The sequence below is a fragment of the Pseudomonas asplenii genome (assembly GCF_001293465.1).
Taxonomy (GTDB): Bacteria; Pseudomonadota; Gammaproteobacteria; order Pseudomonadales; family Pseudomonadaceae; genus Aquipseudomonas; species Aquipseudomonas fuscovaginae_B.
Window position 1 is genome coordinate 1 of the sequence record NZ_JSYZ01000035.1, and the last position, 12,461, is coordinate 12,461.

The window sequence follows — 12,461 nt, forward strand, 5'->3', positions numbered from 1 at the left end:
AGTTTTACATTGGCGGTGACAATCAGGAAGAGCCAGTAGTTGTGGATCTGCCACTCCTGCCACTGTGCAAAACGCATCAGGGAAAGCCCACCGATCGTCACAAGGCTCCCCACGAGCACGCTCAAGAGAGCGAACACCATGGGCACAAAGACAATCAGCGCCAGCAGCTTGAAGTATTTGCGCGTGGTCAGGTTCATGGCTTCACCGCCTGTGTCTGCGCACACCGTACAGCGGCATAGCCATACTCAGCGGCCAGTGGCAGCTCGCGGCGTTGAGACGATGGACCAAATACTGCTGGGGCATAGCGCAGAAGGAGGGCTACGGCCGGCGCAGGCACGGTCCTCTGCATTGAGGCGGCATTGGAGGTCGCAGCTGGCGTGTGTAGGAGGTGGAGTTGAGACATGGCAAGGCTCCTGAAAGAGAAGCCTCAAATCCTCCTCAGTATCTAGTCCCATCGCAGCAGAAAAACGGGTTTGCAAATGGGACTTTTGCCGAGAGGAGGCCTCGGCGTCGAATGGGCTCTGCCGTGATGTTAGACAAGCGTCTGAGCTGTGAGGCGAGTCGAGGTGCACCTGGATAAGGGGAGCTGGCGGCGCATCGAATCCAGCAGGAAATTGGTGCCCAGCGAGCTGCACAGATACGTCGTTACCGCTTAGGTAGGATTCAAAACCTTTCCCAAGGCGTCCAGGACATACTCTCTGGGTTTGATGCATTGCTCCGAGTGAATGGAGCATCTATTGAGTGGAGCTATCTAAACACCGGTACTCACGACTCACAGCAAGATCATGAGTTTGACCGAGCCACGGTGAGTGCGATTGTGGCCGCAGCTTCGGTCATGGATAACGGTCTTGAAGCATTGAGAAACGGCTAGGACAGGGTCAGTGTGGGGCATCCTATGGGATGCCCTATCACTTGAAGGTTGGCTCAGATCAGAGGTGGCGAGAGCTTTTCAAATTCTACTTCGGCTTTGATGACCGCTCGAACACAGCGTCGAAGTCAAATACGAAATCAAGCTTAACCTTGGCCCCTTCGCCGGCCTGAGGGTCAGCAGGAACGAGCGAGCAATTCTCGATACGATAATCCCCAGACAGGAAATTTTCTATCATAGGATCTAAGCCCGATTCCCCCTGCAAAAGCTTTTCACGGCCAGCTAAGACCTCTACGAGCAGGGCGGCGGGGATCTCGAGGCTCATACCATTTTTCCCGGTAGTCATACGGATGCTCCCTAGCAATTTTCTACCCAGCCCCTTGCTTGGGGTCTGGTATTGATTAAGCTCAAACGAATATTTCCAGCGATTTAAGTCAAGGCGTGCCAAGGCTTCGAGCATGCAGTCAGTCATGGGTGCCTTGGCTCTACAATTAACGTACATCCGGGGATGGGCGAGCTTCTTGAGAGGGCCGAAAGGCTGGAAAACGTGTTTGATGTCTACGGTAAGAACACAGCCCACAGAACTCGTTTCACTGAAGGCCACACGTGCTGCTTGCTCAGGGCTAATTACTCCTGGGGCTGAGCTACCAGAGAGTGCTCGGCTGGTGTCGGAGCCCACGCAGACGATGCGCAGCCCCTCCACGGAATGCTGGCTGGCCTTGTCTTTTATGATTTTGAATAGCTGATGATGCCTCACGTCTTTTGGTGCTTCTTGTACTAATGCACTTCCGGTTTCGGAGGTGGCAGAAGGGACGTAGGTCACTTCGAAGCTGAAGACGGAATGGACCAACGTGAAGGACTGCGACGGCTCGGTCTTTATGCGATCAAAAAGCTCTTTGACGAAGTCTTCCTTCAGGAATTTTCTGATTTCATGAAGTCCGGGCAGGCAGCGTTCGTAGCCAGCAGGTTTAGCGATCCCGGTGAACCTTAGGGAAATCTTTTCAGGTGCAACGTTCTGATTTTTCGCATGTGCGCGCAGAGCCATAGTCAGCTCGCGGGACTGTCGTTCCTGTTTCCAGTATTTGTCATAAAGGAATGCGACCTCCACCCAAGCTTGAGTCCCGTCAGGCAGGGTTACGCGGATATCGGGGCTGTTGGGAAAGGGCTCGTACTCAACCTTGCCAAGCGCAGCGAACGCCTGAATCGCAAGGAGCTCGAAAATTGCAGCGGAACGATTTTCTGACTTGGTTAGATTGCCTCGGATCTGAACCAGCGGTTGGTCTACGAGGCGCTCACATTCGATCAGTAACTCTCTGACTTGCTCTTCCTTCAGCATCCAGGCTACCTCAGCTTAGCTAGTTTCTGAGTGTACGCGCCTCCACGCGGGAGGAGTAGGGCCCTGAAGGCTGTCCAAAAAGATCAGGGTATCGAGGGCAATTGGCTGCTCGACCCTGCTGTGGGCCTGATCAAACTCCCTGATCAGGCCTTGCTGACATTGTCGAGTTTGCGCTGCACTAGAGAAACTAGGCTGAAAATATCGAGTGCGTCCTGCTCGGACATTGGCCAGTTGATTTTTGCAGCGTGGGCGAGAGGGTTACGCACTGCGCCGAAGAGGCCTATTAGCAGGTTGGCAAAGCCTCGCTGTTCACTTTTGGCAGAGTCTGTAACGAGCGGCCCCAGCGTCAGTTTTGGCTCAGGGCCCATAAATGCTTTCGTGACCAGATCTGCACCATCACCAGTCAGGCCGGACAGATCGCGTATCCTATCTGCTACTCCCTTGGTGGCTTCGAAAACTGCGTGGAAGTAGTTCTCGTCGAGAAGCTCTGCCCGGCAATAGGTCATGATTGACTCGTGGACGTTACGAGCTTCAAGGGCTGCCTTCAACCTACCTACCCGTGCTCGGGCAGCATCCAAGGTTTCGGCTTTCTTCGCGTTAGCAACCTTTCCGTCTTCTCGTATGTAGTACCCAGAGAAAGCAAGAACAACGTTCAACTCATCCTTGCGCCAGATGAACGTGTCGCGGTCACTGGCATAGCTCACAGGATTCATCGCTCGATTGATGAACATGATCAGATGGTTGCCGACCCCGACATCGTTTTGCTTGAGGGCCAACGCGTTAAACAGACGCTTCCATTTGCTGCTAGAGGGGGCGACGTCGGGTACATTTATCTCGAGCAATAGGCGACCAATCTGAGTGCCGGTGAGACCGCAGTCAGTATCTCCAAGGACACGGCAGGCAGCTTCAAGATGCTGCGAGTCGAAAGGGGCAATGTGGTTGCTCAATTCTCTTCTCCGGCAGTTTGTATTAGAGGCATCGACTCTCGCAGTGTAATGGTTAACAATTCTCGGACACAGAATTGAGTTTTTCTTCCGCAACCGCCGGCGGTACGAAGCCGTTGTGCTGATGCGGCCTTGTCCAGTTGTACCGCTGCATGAGGTAGCGGCCGATGTCCTGCTCGGCCAACGCTGTGGTCATGTAACCCATCGTCGGCACCTAGTGCCGCCAAACGGCTGAAGAGGCCCACCGAGTTATCAGCCATTCTCTGATACATCGGCACAACCGATATCGTGTCATGGATGAGTTGATCACTACACTCTGATCTTCACCTGAGCACTCGTCTTCAAGGCAGAAAAAAGCCCGGCAGAGCCGGGCTGGAGTGAAGTACCGCTACAGCTTGAACCCAGTCATTTCTCGACCGGCTCTCCCTGGAGCGACAGGAGCAAGTACGCCACTCCTTGCGGTGGGTCGATGCGCGTCAGCGTCAGCGCCAGAGCACCTTCCTTTTGCTCTGAGGAGGACAGGTCAAAATCCACCTGCCTCGCCTGAGGGTTCTGGTTGTGGGCCCTGGCCACCGCCTGGAACAGACCCATCAACCGACTCTCGTACGTCGAGCGCCGGCGGTCGGCCGGATCCAGCAGCACCTGGTCCCACACCTGCGCAGTGATCGCGATGCCATATTCCATTGCCTGGTCAACGCGTTGTTTCTTCATTCGGGGCATCTGATTTCTCCTTCAAATTGAGAAACCACCTGCCCCAACCGGGAAGTGGTTTCCCGGTGACAGCGATTACGATTGCAGCGTCAAGCGTTGCAGCAGGTGACGCCTGTGTTGTCGAGTGCCTGCAGGGCAAACCCTCGCCATCTGGGTGAAATCAGAAAGCCCCTGAGTTCCATGGCTTCCCGGCGGGCCCTCCTGGCCGATTCAAAAGCCTCCTGGCTCATGTCCTGATGCGCCTGCTCGTAGAGCGCCGCCATCCGCTGTCCAACGGCCCACACTTCAGCCGCCGTTCGGCAGGGACGTCGCCACACGATCTCCGATGCCTGAATGACACCGGACAGCACCCGTCGAGCGTCATCGCTGGCACAGGCCATGGGCTTGCGCCGATAGACCTTCGTCAGCGTGTCGTAGACCTCCACCGTCCGTGGATCGAACGAGGCCACGGCACCGAGCTTTGGATACGCATGCAGCTCGTAGAAGCGCGACTCGCACAACGCAATCGCCTCTTCAAGCAAGCCGCAATACCCCACGACGTACTCACCCGACACGGAGTAGAACCCCACGTGCGGTTCGTCCTGGGGCAAGCTCAACACGCCCGTACAGACAATTGTGAACTGTCGTTGGAACCGATCCAGTCGCAACGCCGTACCGGGTAGGTAAGGGTTGCGAATGAACGGAAACGGCAGCCGTAGAACATTCACAGGTTTTTCCATGTAGCTCTCCTCAGGGGCGGGACGGACCTCGCCCCATAGGGCAAGGAAATCCCTATGGATGGATGTCAGGTTCAGGCCGCGGCTATGCACCGGCACAGGTGCACAAGGCACCCGAAATGCAAACCGCGAACGCGATCAGCAGCCGGTACGAGCGAACAGCAAAGTGGGGTATCCGCCACACCACAGACCTGACGAAAAATCAGGGGGCAGGGCAGTGCGTAATGGTGGGCGATGCCAACCGGTAGCACGCCCATGAAGTGGAAGCTGACGAACAGCGAGCCTCACAGAAGGCCAGCGTTCAGATCAGCGAGTCAGCCCAGGGCTGACGAAGTCAAAGAGGAGCGATCAACGCTCGAAAGTGCAAAAGCAGGGCATCGCGATTCTCCGGTTTAAGAAACAGAATGCGGAGAACACTTCGCCCGGCGGGGAGTGTTCCCCGCGTGGGTGGTTACAACAGATGGTCCTACTTGAAGAACCTGAGTGCAGCGAACAGCAAGCTCCCTGCAATCCCTTGCAGTGCGGTCATGACGACCACCATCCTTACGGTGAGTGTGGTGTTCAGGTTGGCCATCTCTTTCAGCAGGCTCAGTTCCACAGTTTTCAGATCAGTAGCCACTTTCGTGATTTCTATCTTCAGCTCTGCGCGGACCTGAGCGATATCCGCCTTCAGTTCAGATCGAACTGTTGTGATCTCAGCCTTCAGATCATTCCGAACTTCTGCGATCTCAGCCTTCAGATCATTCCGAACTGTTGTGATCTCAGCCTTCAGATCATTTCGAACTTCTGCGATCTCAGCCTTCAGTTCATTCCGAACTTCTGTGAGATCGGTTTTGTTTGCCAATACTGAGGTCACATCTCTCTCCCAGGCTTCAACGAGCGCAGTAGCGTTTTGCTCTGAGACGTTGGATGCAACCATCGCCTTGTACAGAGCTGTTTCCATTTTCATTTGACCTCCAGATTTCAGTAGGAGGGCCAGCCCATACGGGCTAGGCCCGTATGGGGGAAACATCAAGTTCAGCGTGCTTCCACCGACCGCAATGGCAGTCGATTGGTCGCATCACTGGAAGCTTGGCGACCTGTTGGTTGGATCACGCGCAATGGCGCATCGTAGCCCCAGATCCCAGCTACTTTGGCATGTTGCTGACAAGGCCAGCAGTACGCCCCTCCACCATGAATGTCCCAGCCGCTGGCAGTCAAAGTGCTCTGTGCAACAGGCTATTTCTGGAGCGGGGCATCCGTAGGAAACAGGGACAGAGTCTATTGAGTCCGTCCTTCTGGACGCTGTAGGAACACCTCTGCATTGAGTGTCGGACGCTGCTGTATTTCACGTGCGGCTGGTTCTCGCTTTAGGGCGGGAGCAGGCGCGAATGGCTGCTATGGACCCAAGCCGTCGTGATGCAGCTTCCGAGTCATGGCTTGAACGGATCGATCCAGCCAGGCCGAAGTCCTGCCTCGTATTCTTGGCGTACGTAGTCTAGCGACTCTGCGCATCCCATTTGCGCCTCGATAGCGCCTATGCATCCCCAGCAATCCCCGCCGGTATTGCCTGATAGCGGATCTTGCGGATTGTCGAGTAGGCGTGCGCAGATCGTGCAGTGTTGAGGCTTTTTGCTGTTTGTCATATTACTCTTCCGATATGTTCCTTCTTAGCCCTCGCATACTACCCCAGGGGCAGCAATCGGCCAGAAGCCGTCGGTCGCTCCCGACTATTTTCCCTATGGCGACTTGCCGGTTTTCGAAAATTTAATGTTTTACCGATGTATCGCTTTGAGTCGTGAAGTGTGCCACTTGACAAGCCAGTGTCGTCGTCAATACTGTTTCGCCCTGCCCGCCGTGGGTGAGCAAAGAAATAAGGAGATACTCATTGGATGATATTGATATCTATGATTTAGCGAGTCAGGTCTTGGGTGACATAACTCATTCCCTGAATAAAGGTATATACGCAGAGCTGGGCGGTGAGCTAACGATCACTTGGCGCACGGAGAAGAAATTTGGTGCCTACGCGTCCTCGCTGGATGAAGCAGGTAAGCCACCAATGCATCGTGTCACCATGTACTACGAGCTAGCACGGCAGGTATGGCAGGACGCTGAGGAACTTTGCAAGTTCTTGCGAAGCATTCCCCACGACTCTGACGTCGATAAGCTGTACGACTTCTACGGTGACAGGACAAAGCTCCCTAAGTGCTTCAACGACAAGGATCTAGTCAATAACATATTCGTCGCTGCTATCACCTGGGTGTATTTCCATGAGATCGGTCACCTAATGCAGGAGCATGGCATTATACGTGACGAGTTCAGGGAAGGACATAGTGGCACCCAAAAGGCTGCTGACGTATACGATTTTGAAGCGTCAAATCACAATCGGCTCGTTGGCCGTGAGGCGCTGGTTTCTCACGTCACGGAACTTGCAGCCGACTTCGAGGCAACTAATCTCTACATATTGGAACTACTTCGGCACGTCAACGATCCAGACTTCGTTGAGAGCGAAGAGCGAAAAGAAGTATTGGACGGCTTGATATATCTAATGGTATGTGGACTCTCGCTGCTCTTCCTTCGCTTCAATGGAAGTCAACCAATACTGCCGACAGCGGTCATCGAAGGCTCTCATCCAAATCCATTGATTCGATTGGAATTAAACGTGCCTCATATTTTCGAGACCCTAGATATGACGGCGGAACTTTTCGACCACGGCCTTGATCGAAAGCAACTTGTCTTGCTTTGCGGGAAAGCTGCCCTTTCAGCCACGCTGTTTTGGTCGATGAGTAGAACAGAGAAACATGAGTTTGACGATCGTTTTTTGCTCAAGGGCCTTCTCTCTAACTCTGTCGTTTTGCAATATCTTCAGCCAATTGTGGCGTGCTGGGACAAAATTCTCCCCCGAGTTAAGGAGGTTCGCCGCTTTGGCCCCGCTCTAGGGCTGATGAGTTTTACAGATTCTTTCAAGGAGCGAGTTGCCAGCGTTATCACTTGGGGGAATGGCCCGGAAGGGAAAAGCGCTACATCCCAGTCACCTGATGTAATGGCCTAAAAGATTTACATGGCCTCAGGATTTGCACCTGGATAAACCATTGATATGCAACGGAAGTATCTGCTCCCCCGGACATGCTCCTAATTTCGGGTTTCAGTAGGAAGGTTTGAGACTGCGACAGTCGCATCTGTTTCGATAGCTGTCCGCCAGCGGAGGACAGCTATGGGTCGATAGCGGCCTGTCGCGTACGGCAGCTTTCGACCTAAAGCGGATAACTGTCCAATCCTCTGTGGTCAGTACCGGCCTCATCGCCGGTAACAGCGGCTGCCACCGGTACCGCACAGGAATGGCAGCCGCTCAGGGGATTGCAGCCACGCCGTCATTGTTGCACCCTCATCACTCATTCTGGCACGGGAGGGCAGCATGGACTGGAGTGACATGCGGATCTTCCTGGCGATTGCTCGCAGTGGCTCGTTGGGAGGGGCCGCCAGGGCGCTGGAGGTCAGTCACCCGACGGTCGGGCGACGCTTGCAGGTGCTCGAACAGGCCAGTGGGCAAGCGTTCTTCCTGCGCACTGCCCAGGGGCTGGTGCTCACCGACAATGGCGAGCGGATTCTCGACCTGGCGCTGGCCATGGAGCACAGTGCGCTGGCCATCGAACGTCGCCTGGCGGGGCATGGCGATCAGCCGGAGGGGCTGTTGCGCATCTCCTCGGCCGACTGGTTCGCCTGCCATGTCCTGTCGCCGGTGCTGGCCGAACTGGCACGACGGTATCCATTGATCGTGCCCGAAGTCATTGCCGGGCATCGGCTGTTCGACCTTGCCCGCCGCGATGCCGACATCGCTTTCCGGATCGTGCCCTTCACCGAGCCTGACATCGTCCAGCGCAAGTTGACGACCTTGCCGTACGGGCTCTACACCGCAGTGCATGCCCCAGCGCCACACCCGGACGGCGAGGGCCTGGGGTTGATCCTGATGAACATTGCCCAGGCCCATTACCCGGATGTGCACTGGCTGCAGCAGCGTTACCCGCAGGCCCGCACCGTGTTCACCAGCAGCAGCCGGACGGTTCAGGCACAGATGTGCGCGCAAGGGCTGGGGGTCGCCGTGTTGCCACGTATGCTCGGCGACTCGGTACCCGGCCTGCGGCTGCTGGACGAGCACCAGCCACCACCGGGGCGGGACATCTGGATGGGCTATCACCGCGACATGCGTCAACTGGACCGGCTGCGTGCACTGGCCGACCTTGCCTCCAGCATGATCGGCGCAGGGTAGTAGGTTGCCGCCGCTCAGCTCGGGCGCATCGACGCTGCCTCCGCCAGCGGTGCCGGCTGCCGCGCCAACGTCAGGCTCAGCGCAACCCCTACAGCCAGGCAGGCGGCCATGCACAGCACGGCGACCGTGAAGGCGTGGCTGATGCGGGCTGCGGTTGCCTGCTCCCCCAGCACGGTATAGAACACGCCACCGATGACAGCCACGCTCAGCGAGGTGCTGATCTGCAAGGTCGCGCTGGTGATGCCTGCGATCATCCCGGCATACGCTGGTGCGACCCGGCCCGTGACCAGGCGCATCAACGTCGGCAGGGCCAGGCCCTGTCCCTGCCCGATCAGGAACAGGATGACCGCCAGGGACGTGAAGGGCGGGGCAAGGCCAGGGGGAGTCACTGACATCAGCCAACCCAGCCAGAGCAAGCCGATGACCTCCAGCGCCATGCCTACCGGGTTCACGTAACCGCCGAGCACGCGCCTGAGCAGGGGAACCGAGAGCGGTCCGATCAGGAAGCCGGCGCCGAACGGCAGGAAAACCAGGCCGGCATGCAGTGCGGTCATATGCAGTGCACCTTGCAGGTAGATCGAAAACAACAGGAAGAACACGCCAATGGCGTAGAAGCACAGCGCTATGGATAACGCCCGGCCCAGCCCGGGGGCTTGCAGCGCGGCCGGTGCCAGCAAAGGGGTTCCGCCGGCGCGGTGCAGGCGCGCCTCGTAGCGCCAGAACAACGCCCCCAGTACAGGCGCAGCGGCGAGCGACAGCCACGCCCACCACGGCCATCCCGCTTCGCGGCCCTCGATCAACGGCACGACCAGGGCGCCGAGGGCCAGCATCGACAACGCCGTACCCACCAAGTCCAGTTTGCTTGCCTGCAGCGCACGGGTGTCCTTGAGCACGGGGATACCGAATGCAATCACCAGCAGCGCAATTGGCAGGTTGACCAGGAATATCGCGCGCCAGCCCATGCCGAAGAGGTCGAGCGCGATCAGCACGCCACCCAGCGCCTGGCCGATCACTGACGCCAGGCCAAACACAGCCCCGTACAGGCTCAGGGCCAATGACTTTTCCGCTGCCGGAAAAATCGTCTGTACCGAGGCGAGTGCCTGCGGCGCCATCACGGCAGCGCTAACGCCCTGCAAGGCGCGCCCGAGCACCAGTACCCATGGCGCAGTCGCCACGCCGCACAGCAGCGAGGCAGCGGCGAAGCCCAGCAGGCCGACGAAGAACATCCGCCCGCGCCCATACAGGTCGCCAAGGCGCCCGCCAGTGATCAGCGTCACGGCATAGAGCGTCGCGTAGGATGCGATCACCAACTGCTCGGCAGAGGCACCTGTGCCCAGGTCGGCCTGTATCGAGGGCAGCGCGACGTTGACGATGAAGAAATCCAGCGGAGGCAGAAACGCACCGACCAGCAAGATGGCGAACATCAACCAGCGCCGGGGTTCGCTGGCTTCGTTTTCGATTCGAGACATGACAGGCATCCTGTGTGGCAACTCAGGTTCGATACGCGTGCAGGCCAGGTTTCCTGGAGCAGGGTTGTCGCCCCGCTCGTGCCTGGCCGATGGGCCACACTCTAGGGAATCACATCCCGGCGCGCGCCTTACGAAACTGCACGGGCAACGTTCATTGCTGTCAGTCTCGCTGGCACCTCAGCATGGGGTAGGGTGGTTGGGCTTGCGCTCATCGCGGCTGGCTTGCCGGGCCTCGGCGCGTACCACCAGGCAGATGCCGACCGCCGATAGCGCCATCCCCGCTGCCATCGGCCAGGACAACGGCTCATCGAACATCGCCCAGGCCCAGAGCAGGGTGATCGGCGGGCTGAGGTACAGCACGCTGGCGACGCGGGTGGCCGAGGACCTGCGCAGGCAGACCCAGTACAACCCATAGCCGCCAAGCGTCGACAGGACTGCGGTCCACGACACGCTCAGTGCAGAGCCTGCGCTGGTAACCGTGCCAGGCTGCGTTGGCTGCCTTCGAGGGCGGCGAAGGCGAAACTGGAGACGAAACACTGCAGCCAGAGGTTGGGCAACAAGCCCAGGGGTAGAGACGCCACACGTATTCAACCTGATCGTGTATTGGGCGTCACTTGCAGACCACACGCCTGGTTTCGAAGCCAGTGAAGACCATCGCCTGTTCATGCTGGGGCTGGCGCGTACTTGTCGGAAGAACCGCAGGTTTATCATGTCGACGGTGCCGGCTTTCCCACGGGTGTTTGATCGACTTACAGGGGGGGCGAGCAAGGCCGTCGGGTCAGGACGCACTTGGTTTTTTCTCGAATGCGGCCTCCAGTACTTGCTCGATCTCGGCCAGCTTGTGTTCGGTGCCTGCCACCACGACCGCAGTCTGATTGGCGCAATTCACCAATAGCTCCAGTGTCGCCGGATGGTGATCGCCCGGAAATTTCCGGAGCACGAAATGAACCGTCGCATGACTGCGCCAGGTGGCCTGATCCATGGACCAACGAGGGTCGGCGAATGCAAAAATGACCGCCTGGGTTTGCCTATCAAGGAGCGAGGGCACATACACCCATTGGCTGTTGCGCGCTTCCCAGGCGGCGACCTTGACCGCGAATCTGCCGCCTGGAGCGATGATTTTTTCCATTTCTTCCATTTGCCACAGCTCCTGGGGCAGGTTGTTCAGCGTCTGGAGGTAGGCTGCGGCAATTAGCCGGCAATGGATAGCGAAGCCGTAGAATTGCTGGCCTTTGCAACTGTCCGCTTTCGACCCAAAGCAGCCGTTCGGCATGTGGCTAAAATCGAGCAAAAGTAGATGGCACCCATAAGTGAGATTTGATGTTTACCTGCCCATGCTGCGGATATGCAGTCTTCGAGGAGCCCCCAGGGTCACACGACATTTGTCCAATTTGTTTCTGGGAGGATGACCTCTTCCTGGGACACGATCCCGAAAACGGTCGTTCAACGCGTTCGCAATCAAACCTAGGCGTTCAGCCAGCTCACTTCGAGAGTTGCTGAGTGAAGGCCTGGTGCAGGCCACCGCTTGCCTTGGAACTGACTCGCATGGACTAGATACGCTTGGGTCGGCCTGAATGTCGCACCGCGCCGAAACGCGTCTGCGCGAAGCCGCGAGGCGGCTGCTGAGATTTCGCGCTTGAGACTCGCGAAATGAAGGTCGACGCCGGAGCGCATTGGATGGCTATTCAGTTCCACTTTCCCTGCGTGGTAGTCCAAGTCCCATGCGTGCCAGATTGCTTCTGCCTCTACGACCTTCTCCAGTAGAATGACATCGATGGGCGCAAGGTCATAAATTCCATGTTCAGGTGTGGAACTGCCTTCACGGAGCCAAAAGTAGTGTGGCGCGCCTCCGCAATCTGCCACTCCTTCTCCCGGCAGTTCTGCCTCTTCGTCGTAGTCAAAGTAGCTATAGACGCGCTCAGTTGCCATAGTCTTCCCTACTTCATGAATTTCCGCCGTTGGCCGATTGTAGCCTGTCGCGACAGGCTACATCGACCCAAGGCAGCCGCTAGCATCCGGCAACTCACGCGACGGAACACCCGTGCGGCAACCTTGGCACCCAAGTAATCGCCGCGACTGGGCTCATCGATCACCACCGATATGGCGATACACGGATCAAGGGTTGCTCGGTGCGATTTTGTCCAGCAGTTGCCGGGCCAGCGCGTGGTACA

11 protein-coding genes and 3 pseudogenes are annotated in these 12,461 nt (G+C 57.4%); 4 read left to right on the forward strand and 10 right to left on the reverse strand.

All coding sequences use genetic code 11. The features are described 5' to 3' along the window. The 7 genes and pseudogenes from PF66_RS30550 to PF66_RS30575 all read right to left on the reverse strand — a co-directional run. Positions 1–197, reverse strand: a 197-nt coding sequence (locus PF66_RS30550) for a hypothetical protein (RefSeq protein WP_193394245.1), incomplete at its 3' end; no start/stop codon positions are given. Positions 198–956: 759 nt separating this feature from the next. After that, positions 957–2,204: a hypothetical protein gene (locus PF66_RS30555; RefSeq protein ID WP_054064763.1), complete on the reverse strand. Its 1,248-nt coding sequence runs from the start codon at positions 2,202–2,204 to the stop codon at positions 957–959. A 143-nt stretch (positions 2,205–2,347) separates the two neighbouring features. After that, entirely contained in the window at positions 2,348–3,151 is an 804-nt protein-coding gene (locus tag PF66_RS30560) for a TIGR02391 family protein (RefSeq protein ID WP_054064764.1), read from the reverse strand. A gap of 52 nt (positions 3,152–3,203) precedes the next feature. Next, a pseudogene (locus tag PF66_RS33585) lies at positions 3,204–3,362 on the reverse strand (IS3 family transposase); the annotation flags it as partial. A gap of 191 nt (positions 3,363–3,553) precedes the next feature. Next, positions 3,554–3,868 (reverse strand): hypothetical protein, encoded by a 315-nt coding sequence (locus tag PF66_RS30565; protein WP_054064765.1) that lies wholly within the window; start codon positions 3,866–3,868, stop codon positions 3,554–3,556. Positions 3,869–3,948: 80 nt separating this feature from the next. Beyond that, positions 3,949–4,578, reverse strand: a complete 630-nt coding sequence (locus PF66_RS30570; protein WP_054057692.1) for a hypothetical protein — start codon at positions 4,576–4,578, stop codon at positions 3,949–3,951. A 463-nt stretch (positions 4,579–5,041) separates the two neighbouring features. Beyond that, positions 5,042–5,524 carry a hypothetical protein gene (locus PF66_RS30575; protein WP_054064766.1) on the reverse strand — a complete coding sequence of 161 codons (483 nt, stop codon included), beginning with the start codon at positions 5,522–5,524 and terminating at the stop codon, positions 5,042–5,044. A 918-nt stretch (positions 5,525–6,442) separates the two neighbouring features. Between PF66_RS30575 and PF66_RS30580 the strand changes: the two genes are divergently transcribed. Then, complete coding sequence (locus tag PF66_RS30580; protein ID WP_054064767.1) at positions 6,443–7,606, forward strand: hypothetical protein; 1,164 nt, start codon at positions 6,443–6,445, stop codon at positions 7,604–7,606. A 363-nt stretch (positions 7,607–7,969) separates the two neighbouring features. Beyond that, on the forward strand, positions 7,970–8,821 hold the full coding sequence (locus PF66_RS30585; protein WP_054064768.1) for a LysR family transcriptional regulator: 852 nt from the start codon (positions 7,970–7,972) through the stop codon (positions 8,819–8,821). Positions 8,822–8,835: 14 nt separating this feature from the next. On the opposite strand, the gene PF66_RS30590 is transcribed toward PF66_RS30585, so the two are convergent. Together PF66_RS30590 and PF66_RS30595 are read right to left on the reverse strand one after the other, a co-directional pair. Further along, positions 8,836–10,290, reverse strand: a complete 1,455-nt coding sequence (locus PF66_RS30590; RefSeq protein ID WP_054064769.1) for an MFS transporter — start codon at positions 10,288–10,290, stop codon at positions 8,836–8,838. 177 nt (positions 10,291–10,467) lie between these two features. Then, positions 10,468–10,865, reverse strand: a pseudogene (locus PF66_RS30595) (EamA family transporter); the annotation flags it as partial. Between PF66_RS30595 and PF66_RS33590 the strand changes: the two are divergent. Then, positions 10,853–11,034 (forward strand): annotated as a pseudogene (locus tag PF66_RS33590) (antibiotic biosynthesis monooxygenase family protein); the annotation flags it as partial. The pseudogenes PF66_RS30595 and PF66_RS33590 overlap by 13 nt on opposite strands. Positions 11,035–11,068: 34 nt before the next feature. Here PF66_RS33590 and PF66_RS30600 read toward each other — a convergent pair. Next, positions 11,069–11,563, reverse strand: coding sequence for a hypothetical protein (locus PF66_RS30600; RefSeq protein WP_054064770.1), 495 nt, complete (start codon positions 11,561–11,563; stop codon positions 11,069–11,071). Between the two features lie 47 nt (positions 11,564–11,610). Between PF66_RS30600 and PF66_RS32485 the strand changes: the two genes are divergently transcribed. Beyond that, positions 11,611–11,790, forward strand: a complete 180-nt coding sequence (locus PF66_RS32485; protein WP_241494482.1) for a CPCC family cysteine-rich protein — start codon at positions 11,611–11,613, stop codon at positions 11,788–11,790. Positions 11,791–12,461: the final 671 nt, after the last annotated feature.

Excerpts from the sequence above, each read along its gene's own strand:
- PF66_RS30555 (WP_054064763.1), bottom strand. The coding sequence starts at position 2,204 with ATGCTGAAGGAAGAGCAAGTCAGAGAGTTACTGATCGAATGTGAGCGC.
- PF66_RS30565 (WP_054064765.1), bottom strand. The coding sequence starts at position 3,868 with ATGCCCCGAATGAAGAAACAACGCGTTGACCAGGCAATGGAATATGGC.
- PF66_RS30570 (WP_054057692.1), bottom strand. The coding sequence starts at position 4,578 with ATGGAAAAACCTGTGAATGTTCTACGGCTGCCGTTTCCGTTCATTCGC.
- PF66_RS30575 (WP_054064766.1), bottom strand. The coding sequence starts at position 5,524 with ATGAAAATGGAAACAGCTCTGTACAAGGCGATGGTTGCATCCAACGTC.
- PF66_RS30585 (WP_054064768.1), top strand. The coding sequence starts at position 7,970 with ATGGACTGGAGTGACATGCGGATCTTCCTGGCGATTGCTCGCAGTGGC.
- PF66_RS30590 (WP_054064769.1), bottom strand. The coding sequence starts at position 10,290 with ATGTCTCGAATCGAAAACGAAGCCAGCGAACCCCGGCGCTGGTTGATG.
- PF66_RS30600 (WP_054064770.1), bottom strand. The coding sequence starts at position 11,563 with ATGCCGAACGGCTGCTTTGGGTCGAAAGCGGACAGTTGCAAAGGCCAG.
- PF66_RS32485 (WP_241494482.1), top strand. The coding sequence starts at position 11,611 with ATGTTTACCTGCCCATGCTGCGGATATGCAGTCTTCGAGGAGCCCCCA.